The 17,847-nt window shown below is 68.2% G+C and carries 17 protein-coding genes and 1 tRNA gene; 13 read left to right on the forward strand and 5 right to left on the reverse strand.

The features are described from left to right. Positions 1–368: 368 nt before the first annotated feature. The gene (gene sthA, locus VKZ50_10235) at positions 369–1,748 is read right to left on the reverse strand and encodes a Si-specific NAD(P)(+) transhydrogenase (protein ID HLJ60099.1); all 1,380 of its coding nucleotides are present in this window, start codon (positions 1,746–1,748) and stop codon (positions 369–371) included. Positions 1,749–2,020: 272 nt separating this feature from the next. On the opposite strand from sthA, the gene VKZ50_10240 reads away from it, so the two are divergent. The 12 genes from VKZ50_10240 (at position 2,021) to VKZ50_10295 (ending at position 14,060) form a co-directional block, all read left to right on the forward strand. Beyond that, positions 2,021–2,341, forward strand: coding sequence for a hypothetical protein (locus VKZ50_10240; GenBank protein HLJ60100.1), 321 nt, complete (start codon positions 2,021–2,023; stop codon positions 2,339–2,341). A 411-nt stretch (positions 2,342–2,752) separates the two neighbouring features. Next, positions 2,753–3,775: a 3-deoxy-7-phosphoheptulonate synthase gene (gene aroF, locus VKZ50_10245; protein HLJ60101.1), complete on the forward strand. Its 1,023-nt coding sequence runs from the start codon at positions 2,753–2,755 to the stop codon at positions 3,773–3,775. 7 nt (positions 3,776–3,782) lie between these two features. Further along, positions 3,783–4,637 (forward strand): prephenate dehydrogenase, encoded by an 855-nt coding sequence (locus VKZ50_10250; protein ID HLJ60102.1) that lies wholly within the window; start codon positions 3,783–3,785, stop codon positions 4,635–4,637. Between the two features lie 16 nt (positions 4,638–4,653). After that, positions 4,654–6,135, forward strand: a complete 1,482-nt coding sequence (gene trpE / locus VKZ50_10255) for an anthranilate synthase component I (protein HLJ60103.1) — start codon at positions 4,654–4,656, stop codon at positions 6,133–6,135. 15 nt (positions 6,136–6,150) lie between these two features. After that, entirely contained in the window at positions 6,151–6,792 is a 642-nt protein-coding gene (locus VKZ50_10260) for an aminodeoxychorismate/anthranilate synthase component II (protein HLJ60104.1), read from the forward strand. Between the two features lie 3 nt (positions 6,793–6,795). Continuing rightward, positions 6,796–7,812, forward strand: coding sequence for an anthranilate phosphoribosyltransferase (gene trpD, locus VKZ50_10265; protein HLJ60105.1), 1,017 nt, complete (start codon positions 6,796–6,798; stop codon positions 7,810–7,812). 36 nt (positions 7,813–7,848) lie between these two features. Further along, positions 7,849–8,610 carry an indole-3-glycerol phosphate synthase TrpC gene (trpC, locus tag VKZ50_10270; GenBank protein HLJ60106.1) on the forward strand — a complete coding sequence of 254 codons (762 nt, stop codon included), beginning with the start codon at positions 7,849–7,851 and terminating at the stop codon, positions 8,608–8,610. Between the two features lie 70 nt (positions 8,611–8,680). After that, the gene (gene trpS, locus VKZ50_10275; GenBank protein ID HLJ60107.1) at positions 8,681–9,763 is read left to right on the forward strand and encodes a tryptophan--tRNA ligase; all 1,083 of its coding nucleotides are present in this window, start codon (positions 8,681–8,683) and stop codon (positions 9,761–9,763) included. Positions 9,764–9,848: 85 nt separating this feature from the next. Then, on the forward strand, positions 9,849–10,478 hold the full coding sequence (locus tag VKZ50_10280) for a phosphoribosylanthranilate isomerase (protein HLJ60108.1): 630 nt from the start codon (positions 9,849–9,851) through the stop codon (positions 10,476–10,478). Beyond that, positions 10,475–11,695, forward strand: a complete 1,221-nt coding sequence (gene trpB / locus VKZ50_10285; GenBank protein HLJ60109.1) for a tryptophan synthase subunit beta — start codon at positions 10,475–10,477, stop codon at positions 11,693–11,695. Before VKZ50_10280 ends, trpB begins: the two co-directional genes overlap by 4 nt. After that, a complete protein-coding gene (trpA, locus tag VKZ50_10290; protein HLJ60110.1) occupies positions 11,692–12,591 on the forward strand; it encodes a tryptophan synthase subunit alpha in 900 nt (299 codons plus the stop codon). Before trpB ends, trpA begins: the two co-directional genes overlap by 4 nt. A gap of 311 nt (positions 12,592–12,902) precedes the next feature. After that, positions 12,903–14,060 (forward strand): citrate synthase, encoded by a 1,158-nt coding sequence (locus VKZ50_10295; GenBank protein ID HLJ60111.1) that lies wholly within the window; start codon positions 12,903–12,905, stop codon positions 14,058–14,060. A gap of 127 nt (positions 14,061–14,187) precedes the next feature. Here the strand turns inward: VKZ50_10295 and VKZ50_10300 are convergent, their stop codons facing one another. Next, positions 14,188–14,979, reverse strand: a complete 792-nt coding sequence (locus VKZ50_10300; GenBank protein ID HLJ60112.1) for an SDR family oxidoreductase — start codon at positions 14,977–14,979, stop codon at positions 14,188–14,190. Between the two features lie 151 nt (positions 14,980–15,130). After that, positions 15,131–15,874 carry a glucose 1-dehydrogenase gene (locus VKZ50_10305; GenBank protein ID HLJ60113.1) on the reverse strand — a complete coding sequence of 248 codons (744 nt, stop codon included), beginning with the start codon at positions 15,872–15,874 and terminating at the stop codon, positions 15,131–15,133. A 251-nt stretch (positions 15,875–16,125) separates the two neighbouring features. On the opposite strand from VKZ50_10305, the gene VKZ50_10310 reads away from it, so the two are divergent. Continuing rightward, positions 16,126–16,201 (forward strand) — tRNA-Lys (locus VKZ50_10310). A gap of 116 nt (positions 16,202–16,317) precedes the next feature. Here VKZ50_10310 and VKZ50_10315 read toward each other — a convergent pair. Continuing rightward, the gene (locus VKZ50_10315; protein ID HLJ60114.1) at positions 16,318–16,527 is read right to left on the reverse strand and encodes a dihydrodipicolinate synthase family protein; all 210 of its coding nucleotides are present in this window, start codon (positions 16,525–16,527) and stop codon (positions 16,318–16,320) included. Positions 16,528–16,687: 160 nt separating this feature from the next. Beyond that, on the reverse strand, positions 16,688–17,734 hold the full coding sequence (locus VKZ50_10320) for a Gfo/Idh/MocA family oxidoreductase (GenBank protein HLJ60115.1): 1,047 nt from the start codon (positions 17,732–17,734) through the stop codon (positions 16,688–16,690). Positions 17,735–17,847: the final 113 nt, after the last annotated feature.

Consider the following 17,847-nt stretch of genomic DNA (forward strand, 5'->3'; position numbering starts at 1 on the left):
TGCGTGCTCCCAGGTGCCCCTCACCTGGATGGTCTCACCATAACATGACTGCGCATGCGCAGCGCATGCAGGGAGTGCACCCACCACTTTCATACCTGATAATGGCTTCGTCGAACGGCTGCAAGGCACGATCCTGAGCGAACTGTGGCGCATCGCGTTCCGCCGAACGTACTATACGAGCATGGCGCAGTTGGAGCGGGACTTGCAAGCGTACCTGCGTTTCTACAATCGGGAGCGTCCCCATCAAGGGTATCGCTTGCACGGGCGAACGCCGGCGGCCCTGTTCGCTGGCAGGAAGGCCAGCTAACCCATGCCGCAGAGCTCGGTTGGAGTCCAAGAGTGTCAACACCTCATCCACACCGGACAGCCTAGAGGCGGTTCAGGCCGTTCAATGCTGCGACTTTGTAGGCCTCGGCGAGCGTGGGGTAGTTGAATACGGCGTCGCGAAGGTACGCGACCGTTCCGTCGTGGTCGATGAGCGTTTGCCCGATGTGCACGAGCTCGGTCGCGTTCTGTCCGATGATGTGCACGGCCAGCAACTTCAACGTGTGCCGGTGGAAGAGGAGCTTCAGGATGCCGGACCGGCCGCCGCTGATCTGCACGCGCGACAACTCGCGGAACGGGGCGACGCCCACCTCGTACGGCACCGATTGTTCCGTGAGGTGCTGCTCGGTGGGCCCGGTCATGGCGATCTCGGGGATCGTGTACATCCCGTACGGCAGGTTCGGGGGTAGGGGGGCCGCGTCGACCCCGAACGCGTGCAGCGCGGCGAGCCGGCCCTGTTCCATCGATGTCGAAGCGAGGCTCGGGAAGCCGATGACGTCGCCGGCGGCATACACATCCTCGACCTGGGTACGGAAGTACTGGTCCACCTTGAGGCGCCCGCGGGCGTCGGGTGTGACCCCGATGGACTCGAGGTTCAGGCCGGCCGAGGCGCCCTGCCGGCCGGCGGAAAACATCAGGGAGTCGGTCGTGAACGTCTTCCCGCTTTCGAGCTCGACCAGGACGCGGCCGTTGTCGTGCGGCCGGACGCCCGACACCTTCTCTCCGAACCGGAGCGTGATTCCCTCGTCTCGCATGTGATAGTAGAGCGCGTCCTCGATCTCGTCGTCGACGAAATCCAGCGGCCGCCGCCGCCCGTCGACGAGCGTCACCTGCACCCCGAGCACCTGGAAGATCGTCGCATACTCGAGGCCGACGACGCCGGCGCCGACGAACGTCATCGAGCGGGGGAGCGCCTGCAGCCGGAGCAGCCCGTCGCTGTCGATGATCCGGCGGTCGTCGAACTCGATCCCGGGCGGACGTCCGGGAGTCGTGCCGACCGCGATGACGGTCTTCTGAGTCTGCAGGATTCTCTGGCCGTCCGGCGTGGCGACGAGGATCCGGTGGGGGTCCATGAAGCTTGCCGTCCCGGCCACGACGTCGACGCGGTTGCGGATCAGCTGATCGCGGACGATGTTGACCTCGTTCTCGATGACGCGCTGGGTGCGGAACGTCAGGTCGTTGATGGTGATCTGCTCTTTCACCCGGTACGCGGCGCCGTACACCTGCCGCTGCCGGATGCCGGAGAGGTAGGCGACGGCCTCGCGCAGGGTCTTGCTGGGAATGGTGCCCTGGTGAAGGCATCCGCCTCCAACGTCGGCGTTCCGCTCGACGACGGCGACGTGCTTGCCCATCTTGGCCGCCGCGATGGCCGCGCGCTGACCCGCGGGCCCGCTCCCAAGAACCACCAGCTCGTACTCGCTCATGGCTCGCTCGCTGTCGTGTTCGGGCTTTACGCTCGGCGGTCCTCCGGGCGATCTGTCCGTGAGCGCGCGCCGGCGTGCGGCCCGGTGTCGTAGTCGTGCCCTATTCCCTCGGTCACGAGTCATGTTACCGGAGGACTGTTAAGGTCGCGTTAACGGGCTCCGATCCCGGGCGCATCCGGCGGGCTTGGCGGAGTATGGAAGCGGCACCGACCGTATGATGAGATATAGGTGGGGCGGTTTCGTCGGGAGCGGACGTATTGAGGGAGGCGCGCATGGCATATTATCTGGTTTCCGGGATCCCGCAGGCCGGCCGTATCGACGATCTCCAAGCCCGGCTGGCCGCGGGCGAGTTCATGGGGCTGCGCCCGTTTGGGCGGTCGCTCTCTAGCTCGCTCAGGAACGCGCGGCGCCGGGCCGACGGCTCGGCCGTGTGGGAGGAAGAAGACTACTGCCGGCCTCCGCTCGCGCAGGAGCGGGCGGCTGTGCTCGATCAGTACTTCGATAAGCTTGAGATAGAGCCGGTCGAGCGCGGGGAGGGATGGAAGCGCCTCGCGGGACTCCCCGCGCTCTTCCCGGCTTTGGGAGATCGCTGATGGAACTGCGGGAGGGAATCGTCTGTTCGATTGCCCGACGATGACAGGATGTGAGCCGGCCTTGACGCCGTGTGCTATAGTGTAGGGTACCAAACCTGATGACCGGGGATAGTACGACGGGGAACGGCCCCAAGAGACCCGCGTGACATGGTGGGAGCGCGGGGGGCGGCCTCGGACGGAATGGACCCGTGAGGGGCGGACCGAAAGGCGGCAGGACGCCGCCGAGTAGTCGTCGCCGGACTCCTCCACCGTAACCAGGAGGCGGGATCGAGTCCGCGTGTCGCGCGGCTCCGTCCCTGGCAAGCAGCCCCGGGCGACCGGGGAACTGGGGTGGTACCGCGGGTGGACCGAGCCTCCCGTCCCGAAAGGACGGGGGGCTTTTGTGTTTCCCCGCAGCGAGGAGGAGGCGCGATGATCGTGGTCATGGGGGCGGGGCACACGCGCGCGATGCGTGACGCGGTGACGCAAAAGATCGAGAGGGCGGGGTTGCGCTTTCAGGTGAGCGAGGGTGTGGAGCGCACCGTGATCGGCGTGGTGGGGGACAGCCACGCCAAGGAGCTGTTGCACGACGGGCTCGAGGCGATGGCCGGGGTCGAGAGCGTCGTCCGGATTCTGCAGCCCTACAAGCTTGTCGCACGGGAGTTCCACGGCGGCAAAGATACGACCGTGTGGGTCGGCGACGTTGCGATCGGCGGCGGCAGGGTCGTCGTGATCGCGGGCCCCTGCTCCGTGGAGACGCGCGACCAGACGATCGAGACGGCGAAGGCCGTCAAGCTGGCGGGCGCCAAGCTCCTGCGTGGCGGAGCGTTCAAGCCCCGCACATCGCCCTACTCGTTCCAGGGACTCGAGGAGGAGGCGCTCAAGATCCTCGCCGAGGCGCGCGACGTCACCGGGCTGCCGGTGGTCACCGAGGCGATGGACGTCCGGCAGATGGACCTCGTCGTGAAGTACGCGGACATGATCCAGATCGGCGCCCGCAACATGCAGAACTACCCGTTGTTGCGCGAGGCTGGCCGCACCAAGCGCCCGGTGATGCTGAAGCGCGGGCCGAGCGCGACGATCGAGGAGCTGTTGCTCGCGGCCGAGTACATCATGGCCGAAGGTAACCCCGACGTCGTGCTGTGCGAGCGCGGCATCCGCACGTTCGAGAACTACACGCGATTCACGCTGGACCTGAACGCGGTGCCGGTGTTGAAGTCCCTCACGCACCTCCCGGTGCTCGTCGATCCGTGCCACGGCACCGGGAAGTGGAGGCTGGTCACCCCGATGGCGCGCGCGTCGGTCGCCGCCGGCGCGGACGGCCTCCTCGTGGAGGTCCACCCGGAGCCCGACAAGGCGCTGAGCGACGGGCCGCAGCAGCTCACGCCGCACAATTTCACGATCATGATGCAGGAACTCGACGCGATCGCGCTGGCGGTTGGGCGGAGGGTGTGAGACTGCGGTGACCCTGTTCGGACGCGTCACGATCGTCGGCGTAGGCCTCGTCGGAGGCTCGCTCGGGATGGCGCTGCGCGCCCGCGGCCTCGCGCGCGAGGTCGTGGGCGTGACGCGCGTCGCGGAGACGATCGACGCGGCCGCCTCCCGCGGGGCGATCGACCGCGGGACGGTGACACCCGAGGAAGGCGTCGCCGGCGCGGAGCTCGTCGTGCTCGCGACCCCGCCGGACCTCGTGATCCCCATGGCGGAGCGCGTGCTCCCGCGCCTCGAGTCGGGCACGATCCTCACCGACGTCACGAGCGTCAAGGGCGAGATCGTGCGCTCGATCGAGCCGCTCGCCGGACCGCGCGGCACCGCGTTCGTCGGCGGGCATCCGATGGCCGGGAACGCGGGGCGCGGGATCGCGGCGGCGGACGCGGCGCTGTTCGAGGGAGCCGTGTACCTCCTGACGCCGACCGCCCGCAGTTCGTCGGGGGCGGTGGCCCGACTGTCGGATCTGGCGCGCGCGATCGGCGCGCGCCCCGCGGTGCTGGATCCCGACAAGCACGATCGGGCGGTGGCGATCGTGAGCCACCTGCCGTACCTTGTCGCCGCGGCGCTGATGGGCATCTCAGACGGTGCCGAGCAGGCGGCGGGCCCGGCGTTTCTCGGCGCGACCCGGGTCGCGGGCAGCCCGACCGCACTGTGGGGGCAGATCTGCCGGCTCAACCAGGGGCCGATCGCGGAGGCCGTCCGGGCGTTTCAGTCGGAACTCGCGCGGCTCGAGGCGTCGCTCGCGGACGGGGAGCGGTTCGGCGCGCTGCTGGAGCGGGCGCGCGCCGCGCGGACGCGCCTCGGCGCGCTGCGCGGAGACGGATGACGGACGCGAGCTGCCGATGACGTCGACGATGGTGATCGAGCCGGGCATGGCGGAGTTCGACCGCCGCGCGCGCGAGGGAAACCTGGTGCCCGTGTCGTGCGAGGTGCTCGCGGACCTGGAGACGCCGATCTCCGCGTTCATGCGGCTCCGGCATCTCCCGCATGCGTTCCTGCTCGAAAGCGCCGAGGGGAATGAGAAGCTCGCCCGGTACTCGTTCCTCGGCGCCGCCCCGAGGCTGACCCTTCGCGCGACGCTCTCCGGCGTCGAGATCACGGAGGGAGGGGCCACGCGCCGCGTCGCCCAGGACCCGCTTGAGGTGGCGCGCGACATCATGCGGCGATTCCGTCCCGTCGAGGACCCGAGCCTGCCTCGATTTTACGGCGGCCTCGTGGGGTATTTCTCGTACGACCTGGTCCGCACGATCGAACGCCTCCCGCACCAGCCCCCCGACGACCGCCACTTCCCGATCCTGGACCTCGCCCTCGCCGACACGGTCGTGGTCTTCGACCACCTGCGGCATCGCCTGCGCATCGTGGCCAACGCGTTTGTCGAGGACGGCGCCGAGCGCGCGTACCGGGCGGCGCGCGAGCGGATCGCGGAGTGGCTCGAGCTGCTGCGCCGGCCGCTGCCGAACCCCGCGCCCGCGGCCGCGGAGGCCCCGAGGCTCCACCTGCGCTCGAACATGACGCGGGAGCGGTACCTTGAAGGGGTCCGGCGGTGCCGCGAGTACATCTACGCGGGCGACGCGTTCCAGATCGTGTTCTCGCAGCGGTTCGCCGCCGAGATCGGCGACCTCGACCCGCTCGCGATCTACCGGGCGCTCCGGATGATCAACCCCTCGCCGTTCATGTTCTACCTGTCGGGGCGTGACGCGTCGCTCGTCGGCGCCTCGCCGGAGTTGCTCGTGCGGCTCGAGGGCGATCTCCTCGAGATGCGCCCGATCGCCGGCACGCGCCGCCGGGGGCTCACGGACGTCGAGGACCAGGAGCTTGCGAACGAGCTGCTCGCGGACGAGAAGGAGCGGGCGGAGCACGTCATGCTCGTGGACCTTACCCGCAACGACGTGGGGCGGATCTCGCGGTTCGGCACCGTGCGGGTACCCGAGCTCATGTCCGTCGAGCGGTACTCGCACGTGATGCACATCGTCAGCCTGGTGCAGGGCCGCCTGGCAGCGGAGCGGGACGCGTTCGACGTGCTGCGCGCGGTGTTTCCGCACGGGACGGTGAGCGGCGCGCCGAAGGTGCGGGCGATGGAGATCCTGGACGAACTGGAGCCCACCGCGCGCGGGTCGTACGCCGGCGCCGTCGGCTACGTGGGGTTCGGCGGCGCGCTCGACACGTGCATCGCGATCCGGACGCTCGCGATCAAGGACGGCGTCGCGTATGCGCAGGCCGGGGGCGGCATCGTCGCCGACTCCGTTCCTGAGAGCGAGTACGACGAGACGATCAACAAGGCGAAGGTGCTGATCCGCGCAATCGAAGCGGCGGCGCGGCTCTAGAGGCGGAGGCGGCGGATGATCCTCGTCATCGACAACTACGACTCGTTTACGTACAACCTCGTGCAGTACCTCGGTGAGCTCGGAGAGACGCCGCACGTCGTCCGGAACGACGCGATCACGGTCGCGGAGATCGCCGAGCTGCACCCGGAGGCGGTCGTGATCTCTCCCGGGCCGTGCACGCCCGCCGAGGCCGGCGTGAGCGCCCCCCTGGTCGCCGAGCTCGTGGGCCGGATCCCGATCTTCGGCGTGTGCCTCGGGCACCAATGCATCGGCGCGGCGTGCGGCGCTCCGGTCGTCCGCGGTGAGGCGCCCGTGCACGGCAAGACGTCGAAGATCTTCCACGACGGGCGTACGATCTTCGCGGGGCTCCCGAGCCCCCTGATTGGGACCCGCTACCACTCGCTCGTGGTGGACGAGGCCGGCCTGCCGCCCGTCCTCGAGGTGTCCGCGCGCACCGAGGACGGCGTGATCATGGGCGTGCGGCACCGCACGGCGATCCTCGAGGGCGTCCAGTTTCATCCCGAGTCGGTGCTGACCGAACACGGCCACGCGCTGCTGCGCAACTTCCTCGCGCTGGCGCGCGGCGGCCGGGCGTCCGCGGCGGACGAGGTCGCGGCGTCGGGCAGCGCCGACTACCACGTGGCCAGGGGGAGGTAAGCGATGCCGCTCCGCCCCGCCATCGCAAAAGTGGCATCGCACGGGCACCTCACGGAGGTCGAGGCGCATCAGGCGATGGGCGTGATCATGGACGGGGAGGCGACGCCCGCCCAGATCGCGTCGTTCATCACGGCCCTCGCGATGCGCGGCGAGACCGTGGACGAGATCACCGGGTTTGCGCGGGCGATCCGCGAACACGCGGTCGCGATCACGCCGCGGGTGGATGACCTGGTGGACGTCGTCGGGACCGGCGGAGATCGCCTGAACACATTCAACATCTCCACGACCACCTCGTTCGTGGTCGCCGGCGCGGGCGCGCACGTCGCGAAGCACGGCAACCGGGCCGCAAGCAGCCGGAGCGGCAGCGCCGACGTGCTCGAGGCGCTCGGCATCAACATCACCGCGCCGCCCGAGGTCGTGCAGGCGTGCGTCGAGGAGATCGGCGTCGGATACCTGTTCGCGCCGCAGTTCCACCCGGCGTTCAGGCACGCGATGGTGCCGCGGCGGGAGATCGCGATCCGCACCGTCTTCAACATCCTCGGCCCGCTCGCGAACCCGGCCCGCGCTCGGCGCTACCTGATGGGCGTGCCCGGCCCCGCGTACACCGAGGTGATGGCGAAGGTGCTCGCGGGCCTCGGCGGCGAGCGGGCGCTCGTCGTGCACGGGGAAGACGGCATGGATGAGATCTCGCTCGCCGCCCCGACACGCGTCTCGGAGATGGACGCTGGCGAGGTCCGCACGTACACGATCACCCCCGAGGAGTTCGGGTTCGAGCGCGCGCCGCTGGAGGCGCTCCGCGGCGGCACGGCCGAGGAGAACGCGGAGATCAGCGTCGGGATCCTCCAGGGAGGGCGCGGGCCGCGGCGCGACATTGTCGTCCTGAACGCCGGGGCCGCGCTGGTCGCGGCGGGACTCGCAGACACGGTCGCGGACGGGATCGACCTCGCCGTCCACAGCATCGACTCCGGCGCCGCGTACGCCAAGCTCGAGGCGCTCCGGCTCAGGACGAAGTTCGCGTAGGTCGAGGAGGGAAGGGCGCTGGGAGTCCTCCAGGAAATCGTCGCCCACAAGCGCGAGGAGCTGGCGGAGCGCCGGCGGAAGGCGCCGCTCGCCGACGTGCGACGCCGCGCGGCCGACGCAGCCCCGGCGCGCGCGTTCCTGGCGGCGGTCCAGGGGCCGCCGATCCGGCTCATCGCCGAGGTCAAGGGCGCGTCGCCGTCCGCGGGCACGATCCGGTCGGCGTTCGACCCGGCCGAGGTCGCCGGGATCTACGCGCGGAACGGCGCGTCCGCGATCTCGGTGCTGACGGACGCGCGGTTCTTCCGGGGCGCCGACGAGCACCTCGTCGCCGTCCGGCGCGCCGTGGAGGTCCCGGTCCTCCGCAAGGACTTCGTGCTGGAGCCCTACCAGGTGTACGAGGCGCGCGCGATCGGGGCGGACGCGGTGCTCTTGATCGTGGCGATCCTGGAATCCGGCGCGCTTCGGGATCTGCAGGGACTGGCGGCGGAGTTCGGGATGGCCGCGCTCGTCGAGGTGCACACCGACGACGAGCTGCGGCGGGCGCTGGACGCGCATCCCGCGCTCCTCGGCATCAACAACCGCAACCTCGACACGCTCGAGACCACGCTCGAGACGACCCGGCGGCTGCGGCCGCGGGTGCCCCCGGGGATCGTCGTCGTGGGCGAGAGCGGAGTGGAGGAGCGCGCGCACGTCGAGGAGATGGAGCGGATCGGCGTCGACGCGGTGCTCGTCGGGACGGCACTGATGCGGTCGGCAAATCCGGCATTACGCGTGCGGGAGCTGCTGGGGCGGAGCTAGCGGGTGTGGCATTCACGAACAGACTATTTCCGGCGGCCGAAGCCTTGGCGCCGGGGCAACGGGAGGCAGCATGGCGGAGACACGGACGAGAGACATCCTGGCGCGGCCGGTGGCGCCGGGCAAGAGAGGGCGGCTGCTCACCGGGGACCGCCCGACCGGCAAGCTCCACCTCGGGCACTACGTCGGCTCCCTCGAGAACCGCCTCCGGCTCCAGGAGGAGTACGAGTGCTTCTTTCTCGTCGCCGACTACCACGTGCTCACGACCGGTGTGGAGCGCACCCGGGAGATCCGCCAGAACATCCACGACCTGGTGCTCGACTACCTCGCCGTCGGGATCGATCCCGAGCGCAGCACGATCTACGTGCAGTCGCTCGTGCCGGAGGTCGCGGTCATCTACCTGATCTTCTCGATGCTGACGGCGGTGCCCCGGCTCCAGCGGGTGCCCACATTAAAGGAAGTGATGCGGGACCTGAAGCTCGAGACGGCGTCGGTCGGGCTGCTGTCGTACCCGGTCCTCCAGGCAGCCGATATCATGATGGTCCGGGCGGACGTCGTCCCGGTCGGCAAGGACCAGTCGAGCCACCTCGAGGTGACCCGCGAGATCGCGCGGCGGTTTAACGAACTGTACGGCCCGGTGTTCCCGGAGCCCCAGACGATCACCGGCCGCGTCGGGACGCTCGTCGGAACCGACGGGCAGGCGAAGATGAGCAAGTCGCTCGACAACGCGATCTACCTCTCGGACGACGCGGCGACGGTCACGAAGAAGGTGAGCCGGATGTTCACCGATCCGACCCGGATCCACCCCACGGATCCCGGCCACGTCGAGGGCAACCCCGTGTTCATCTACCACGACGCGTTCAACAAGGACACGGCCGAGATCGCGGAGCTCAAGGACCGCTACCGCAAGGGCACGGTCGGCGACGTCGAGGTGAAAAAACGCCTCGCGCGGGCGATCAACGAGTTTCTTGACCCGATCCGCGAGCGGCGGGCGGCGTGGGCGGCCCAGCCGGGGCGACTCGAGGAGATCCTCGTCGAGGGCAGCCGCGTGGCGCGGCGCGAGGCTCAGGAGACGCTGGCCCTGTGCCTCGAGCACATGGGGATGGATTACTTCCGGGTCGCCCGCAGCACGGCGGCGCACGCGAAGGGGAGCTGATGCGGCACTCCGGGCGCCCCGCGTCCGGCCCACGACCGTCGAGCGGCGGCGTGCCGGGGCCGGTGTCCGGGGGCGGTGCGCGCTGATGGTCCGCGTCAAGATCTGCGGGATCCGTCGCCTCGAGGACGCGCTCACCGCAGTCGCGGCCGGCGCGGACGCGATCGGCCTCAACTTCTGGCGTCCGGGGCGCCGGTACGTCACGCCGGAGACGGCGCGCGCGATCACCCGGGCGCTCCCGCCGTTCGTGGCCAAGGTCGGGGTCTTCGCCGACGAGGAGGCGGACGTGATCCGGAAGGTCGCCGGCACGTGCGGCCTCGACGCGCTGCAGCTCCATGGGGAGGAGAGCCCGGAGTTCTGCGGCCAGTTCGACCGGCCCGTGATCAAGGGGATCAAGATCCGCGACGCCGCGAGCCTCAAGCAGCTCGAACGCTACCACGTGGCCGCGTTCATCCTCGACACGCTCGTGCCCGGGGAGATGGGCGGCACGGGGCGGACGTTCGACTGGTCGCTCGCGCGGGCCGCCCGCGCGGCCGGGCCGGTGATCCTCTCGGGCGGCCTCACGCCCGAGAACGTCGCCGACGCGATTCGCGCGGCCGAACCATATGCCGTGGACGTCGCGTCCGGGGTCGAGACGAACGGCGAAAAGGATCCGGCGAAGATCCGCGCGTTCATCGCGCGCGTGCAGGAGTGGAACTCGGCGGAGGTGCGGTCGTGAAGACGGCGCAGCGCAAGACGCGGGTTGAGCCCCGGGGGCGGTTCGGCCCGTACGGGGGCCGGTACGTGCCGGAGACGCTGATCCCCGCGCTCGAGGAGCTGGAGGCGGCGTTCCACGACGCGCGCCGCGATCCGGCGTTCAACGCGGAGCTGGACCGGTATCTCCGCACCTACTGCGGGCGGCCGACGCCGCTGTACTTCGCGCGGCGCCTGACGGAGACGCTCGGGGGCGCCCGGATCTATCTCAAGCGCGAGGACCTGCTCCACACCGGCGCGCACAAGATCAACAACACGGTCGGTCAGGTCTTGCTCGCGGTCCGGATGGGGAAGCGGCGGATCATCGCCGAGACCGGGGCCGGCCAGCACGGGGTCGCCACGGCCGCGACCGCCGCGGCGTTCGGCCTGCCGTGCGACGTGTACATGGGCGCCGAGGACATGGAGCGGCAGGCCCTCAACGTGTTTCGCATGCGCCTGCTCGGCACCCGCGTCATCTCCGTGGAAGGCGGGAGCCGCACGCTGAAGGACGCGATCAACGAGGCGCTGCGCGACTGGGTGACGAACGTGCGGGACACATTCTACGTGTTCGGCACGGTCGCGGGGCCCCATCCGTATCCCACGATCGTCCGCGAGTTCCACGCGGTGATCGGCGAGGAGGCGCGCGAGCAGATCCGGGCCGTCGAAGGACGGCTGCCCGACTGCTGCGTCGCCTGCATCGGCGGCGGCAGCAACGCGATGGGCCTGTTCCACGCGTTCCGGGGCGATCCGGGCGTCGCGCTCGTCGGCGTCGAGGCCGCGGGGCGGGGGCTCGCCACCGGGCAGCACGCAGCGTCGCTCAGCGCCGGCAGCCCCGGCGTGCTCCACGGGGCGTACAGTTATCTGCTGCAGGACGCGGGCGGGCAGGTGCAGCCGACTCACTCGATCTCCGCGGGACTGGATTACCCCGGGGTCGGCCCCGAGCACTCGTACATGAAGGACACGGGCCGGGCGCGGTACGTCGCCGTGACGGACGACGAGGCGCTCGAGGCGTTTCACCTGCTGTCCCGCACCGAGGGGATCCTCCCCGCCTTGGAGTCGGCGCACGCGATCGCGCACCTGAACACGCTGGCCCCAGCCCTCGGCCGCGACAAGATCATCGTCGTCAACCTGAGCGGCCGCGGCGACAAGGACGTCAACACGGTCGCGAAGGCGATGGGCGAAGACCTGGGAGTGCGCCGATGACGCGGGGCCGGTCGTCGGGCGCCACCCGTTCGGTCGGTGCCACGCGGGCGCCCCGCGCCGCACGGCGCCCCGCCGTAACACCGCACGAGGCCGCGCCCGCTCGGGAGAACCGGCTCGTGCGCATGTTCGCCGAAGCCAAGGCCGCCGGCCGGAAGGTGCTGATCCCGTACGTCATGGCCGGCGATCCGGACGCGGATGCAACCGAGCGCTTGGTCGAGACGCTCGTGGCCGCTGGTGCGGACGCGGTCGAGCTCGGGGTGCCGTTCAGCGACCCGATCGCAGACGGCCCCGTCAACCAGCGTGCCGGTTTCCGGGCGCTCGGACGCGGCATGAGCCTGGCGCGCGCGCTCGAGCTCGTCGCCCGCATCCGGCGCAACACCGGCGTGCCGCTTCTGTTCATGAGCTACTACAACCTGTACCTACACCACGGCCTGGTTGCGTTCTGCCGGGAGGCCGTGCATGCGGGGCTGGATGGCGTGATCACTGCGGACCTGCCGCCTGAAGAAGGTGGCGACTTGGTCGCCGCCGGCCGTGCGGCGGGTCTCGCAACCGTGTTTCTGCTCGCGCCAACCAGCACCGAGGAACGGATCCGCGCCGTGGCCGACGTGTCCACCGGTTTCATCTATTGCGTGTCCCGGACAGGGGTGACCGGGGTGCGGGACGAGGTGCCGGCGGACCTGGGGGCGCTCGTCGCCCGGATCAAAGCGGAGTCGGAGACCCCGGTGTGCGTGGGGTTCGGCATCAGCCGTCCGGGCCAGGCGAAGCAGGTCGCCCGCATCGCCGACGGCGTGATCGTAGGGAGCGTCCTCGTGCAGATGATCGAGGACGACCCCGAGGATTTCCATCGCGTCGGTACCTTCGTCCGCGAGCTCAAGGCGGCGGTGTTGGAAGCGTAGCCGGAGCCGCGCGAGATCGCGGACAAGGGCCGGGCGCCGGCCGTGCGTCGCGGGTCTCGGCGCAGCATCGCGACAAAGAGGCACACGCACTGCGCTCTCGGAGGCGCCATGGACCCAACGCGCGTGGGTCAGCGGCATACCCGCGCCACGAGGTCGCCCGGGCACGCGGGAGGACAGGCGACCACCTCGCACCCATGTTCGCCTCTCCGAGGAGAGGCGCCCGCTCGCCGGATTGACAACCGTCCGCCGCGGCGCGTACCGTGATGATAAGAGGGTGAGTCCAATCGCAGCGTTTCTCGGGAGGCGAAGGCATGCAGCCCACCACAGGTAGTGCCGCCGGTACCCCCGCCGAAGTCGCCGAGGGGCTTGAGGGGATCGTCGCCGCCTCGAGCAGCATCTGTTTCGTCGACGGGGTCGAGGGACGCCTGATCTACGAGGGGTACGATATTCACGATCTCGTGGCGCACGCCTCGTTCGAAGAGGTCGCGTACCTGCTGTGGCACGGCGAGCTTCCGACGCGGGCCCAGCTCGACGCCCTCAACGCGGACCTCCGGGCGGCGCGGCCGCTCCCCGAGCCGGTGATGCAGATTCTCAAGAGCGTGCCGAAGGACGCTCTGCCGATGGACGTCCTGCGGACCGCCGTCTCGGCGCTCGGCATCTACGACCCCGATTCCAAGGATGACTCCCGGCCGGCCAACGTGCGCAAGTCGATCCGGCTCACCGCGCAGATCGCGACGATCGTCGCCGCGATCGACCGGTTGCGCAACGGCAAGCCGGCCGTTGCGCCGGACGCCTCGCTCGGCCACGCCGCCAACTTCCTCTATATGCTGCGGGGCGAGAGGCCCACCGATACCGCGACCAAGACGGTGGACATCGCGCTCATCCTGCACGCCGATCACGAGCTGAACGCGAGCACCTTTTCGGCGCGGGTGACGGCGGCCACGCTCGCGGACATGCACTCGGCGATCACATCGGGGATCGGGACTCTCAAGGGCCCGCTCCACGGCGGTGCGAACGAGGCGGTGATGCGCCTGCTGCTCCGGATCGGCGAGGTCTCGAAGGCCGTGCCCACCGTCAAGCAGATGCTGGCCGAGAAGAAGAAGATCATGGGGTTCGGCCACCGCGTCTACAAGACCGAGGATCCGCGAGCGACCCATCTTCGGAAGATGTCGGAGGAGCTCTGCCGGCAGACCAACCAGCTCAAGTGGTTCGAGATGTCGCGGGAGATCGAGACGTTTATGCTCGCGGAGAAGAAGCTGCACTGCAATGTCGACTTCTACTCGGCGAGCTGCTACTACGCGCTCGGGATTCCCATCGACCTGTTCACGCCGGTGTTCGCGGTCAGCCGGATCTCCGGGTGGACGGCGCACGTGCTCGAGCAGTTTGCGGACAACCGCCTGATCCGCCCGCGGGCGGAGTACGTGGGCCCGAGGAACCGGACCTACGTGCCGATCGAGAAGCGGGGGTAGCCCGGGGCGCCCGCCCACACCATAAGATGATCCGGGGTTGAGTACTCACTGAATCCGTGAGCCCACCGGGTGAATCCCGGCGGTCTCTTGCTAGGCTCGACCCTAAAGTGTCAGGGGGTTGCGACCCCTAGCCGACGATGTCCTCTCCGCCGTCTACCCCGAGCACGTTCCCGGTCATCCAGTCCGTGCCGGGGCTGCAGAGGGCAACGAGCGCCCGCGCCACGTCCTCCGTGGTCGTCAACCGGCCCGAGGGGTTTCGCAGACTTGCGTTGCCCGCGATCACCTCGTGTCCGGGGATCTTCCGCAGCGCCGGCGTGTCCGTCACGCCGGCCCGGATGGCGTTCACCGCGATGCCCCGGGGCGCCAGCTCCATCGCGAGCTGCCGCACGTGCGACTCGAGCGCGGCCTTCGCGGCCGACACGGCACCGTAGTTGGGCAGCACGCGTGTGGCCCCGGCGCTGGTCATGGCGAAGACCTTCCCCCCGCGCCGCATCAACCCGCCGAACACCAGGTCCTGCGTCCAGTAGACGAGGCTGTGCGCCATCACCGAGAGCGTCATGTCCATCTGTGCCGCCGTGATCGCGTCCTCCGCCGTGTTGGCGATGAAGGGACGCAGATTGCCGAACGCAAGCGAGTGGAGGAGCACGTGGACCGTGCCGTGCTTGCCCGCCTCTTCGTGTGCGCGGGCCAGCACCTCCACGCGGCGCTCCGCATCTGCGGCGTTGACGTTGAAGAACACGGCCTTCCGTCCGGCCGCGCGGATGCCGGTCATGACCTGTTCCACGTGCGGGAGCGTCGCCTTGCGGTCCAGGTGCACCCCAACGATCTCGTAGCCGGCGCGCGCCAGCGCCAGGCCGGCTGCTTCGCCGAACCCGCTGCTCGCTCCCAGGATCAGGGCCCATCGCCGCTCGTTGCTCATTCGTTCCTCCGTGATGTGGATGGGCAACCCCGTCTTGTTAGGCCAACCGCCTCCGAGCCAGCCGATTCGGCGGCGGCTCTCGGGGGCGCACAGCCTCGCATCCTCGAGGCCATTTTCGGGTTCGGCCGGGCGATCCCCTGGAGTGCCGTGCTCAGACGTAGATCATCTTGACAGTCATCCCTCCGTCGATCACGAGGTTCTGGCCGGTCAGGAATCCCGATGCCGCGCGGTCGGAGAGGAAGACCGCGGCTTCCGCGATATCCTCGGGACGGCCGACTCGGCCAACCGGATGCTGAGCATGGTCCTCCGGGCGGAGTGGTGCGTCCGATGTATGAATCCACCCAGGGCTGATTGCGTTCACCCGGATGCCGCGCGGCCCCAGGGAAACCGCCAGCGCATGGCTCAACGCCAGGAGCCCGCCTTTCGCTGCACCGTACGGCTCGCCGTCCGGTTCCGACATCAGGGCTCGCGTGGACGCTATGTTGATGATCGCACCGTGTCCGGCGGAGATCATATGCGGGACCACGTGTCTGGCGCACAAGTACGCACCCGTGAGGTCTACACTGAGAACGCGGTGCCAGAGTTGTTCCGCGTTCTCCGTCAGCAGCGGGCCGAACCCGCTGATGCCGGCGTTGTTGACAAGGATCGTCGGAGGGCCAAGTTTCTGGGCGACCTCTGTGATTACGCGCCGGACGTCATCCGAATCCGAAACGTCGGCCTGCACCGCGGCGGCGCGGCCCGTTCGGTTGATCTCTGCCGCGACCACCGCCGCATCCTCTCCATCCAGATCGAGAACGCCGACAGCAGCACCTTCCTTGGCCAATCGACGGGCTATCGCCCGCCCAATGCCGCGGGCCGCCCCCGTGACAATTGCCACCCTCTCCTTGAGGCGCACGTTGGGCACCACCTTTGCGTGTCTTTTTGGCTCGGCCGGGCCTCACTTGAGGACAGTTTTCGCCGAGTCCCGCTGTCCATCCCTGAAGGGGGTATCCAGAGAATCGCGCTCAGTCAGTTGGGCAGGCTTTCGTAGGACGGCGGCCTGCAAACAAGGAGGCGCGCCACGGCGCCGCCGCGGTATGCGCACCGCTCGGTGCCATCGTGTTGGGCGCGGGGATGCCTCTGAGACTATGGTAAAATGACGGCTGTGGGCCGTTAGCTCAGCGGGTAGAGCGCCGGGCTTTTAACCCGGGCGTCGGGGGTTCGAGTCCCTCACGGCCCACCAGGACACGGCTTTGCGAAGGAGCTGTGGAGCCAGCACCTCCCCTGCACCTCCTTGGTCTACTCAGCGACGTTCCCAAAGGGGACGCGAGGCTCGTTTCTCGTCCCTTCCCATTCCCTTTAGGCCAGCATTCCTTTAATGTGGTCCACCCATTCGATGTCGGCGACCAGATTTGCGAGGAACTCGGGCGATATGGTGGTGCCAATTGGTGGTATGTGATTCTGGACCCAGACCGGGCATTGTGCCGACTGCGCAATCGCACGGTAGTAGGCTTTGATTTCAGCAAGGGTTGCTTTGCGAACATACGGAGGCACGGCGAATAACGGCATCGGCCCCTCCAAGACGCGCATGTGTCGCAAAGATAACGGCATGCTCGACACACGAACCAGCCGATGTCAATGAGTTCCCAGCGATGCCTTCATGTTATGCGCCTTTGGTCGGACTCAAAGAAGGCTTCCTGGCCTGTTCCATCAGCTGTATAGTGTACGTTCAAAAGGCCGGGACTTCATGATGATCTTCGCCTTCCAGTCTGGGCACGATGTATACGGCGCTTGTAAGAATGTCCTGTAGCACCTCCAAATCGCGATAGGAGTCGGCAAGACCGGACCACATTGGAGCCGCGCCACGAACATACCTCGCAAACTGCGCAATTTCATTGGTGTAGGGGCTGTCACGAGGTATCGCTAGTTCCTGCCAACCAGGAGGCTGCAGCGTAAATAGAGTCGTGCGAGGGTACCGATAGGGCCGGTGGGGATACCAGAGCTCAACTCGCAGATTACCCCGAGTTCCGTATACTGCAATTTCCTCCCCACACTCCATTCCACGCAATTGATGGTGAGTTGCCAGAACCCCATCGGTAAGTTCCAGGATGACCGTCCCCAGGTTGTGGTCGACGTCTCGATATACAGCACTATGAACCCGCACGACATCACCCAGCCAAAAGCGCAACAAGTTGATGTGATGAATGCTATTCTCCGTCAACCAATCGGACGGAAGACCGTGTGGACCGCGCTCAGCGCGGGGGCTTCCTGTCTCACTATAAGTGCGGTAATGGGGCGGAAAAGCGAGTCGACACGAACTAACAACGGCACGAGCATGACCTATCGCTCCATCGTAGATCAGTTTCTTGACGTGCAAACAATCGTTATCGTAGCGGCGATGGTATGCAACCATGCACTTAACGCCCTTGTCATGCACCGTAGCAATTGCCTGCCTTGCCTCATGCAAATTGTAGGCAATCGGTTTCTCAACGAGGATCGCCTTTCCCGCTGCCGCAGCTTCGGCAATCAAGTGCACATGTGACGGGGCAGGAGTGCAAAGGATGACCGCATCGAAGTGAACTGCGTCGAGGGCTGCCTTCAAGGAAGAAAAGACCTGTGCGTGAAAGGCAGCAGCCACAGCAGTTGCTCGTTCCGGGACTGTGTCTATGGCAGCGACCACGGAAATCTCGGGCTGAAGCCCGAGCAGCGCCGGCACGTGTTCAGCTTGTGCAATGTAGCCACACCCAACTAGTGCTAGCTTTAGGACGCTGCTCACGCACCATCCTCCACCAGCGCACCGGGAAGCCGTGCATCTAGCAGGATGCTGAAAAAGCAGGCATCCGACAAGATGTGATGAATTGATGCTGCGACACTTCGCTGCTCATACAC

The sequence above is a fragment of the bacterium genome (assembly GCA_035295165.1).
In the GTDB taxonomy this organism is placed as follows: domain Bacteria; phylum Sysuimicrobiota; class Sysuimicrobiia; order Sysuimicrobiales; family Segetimicrobiaceae; genus JAJPIA01.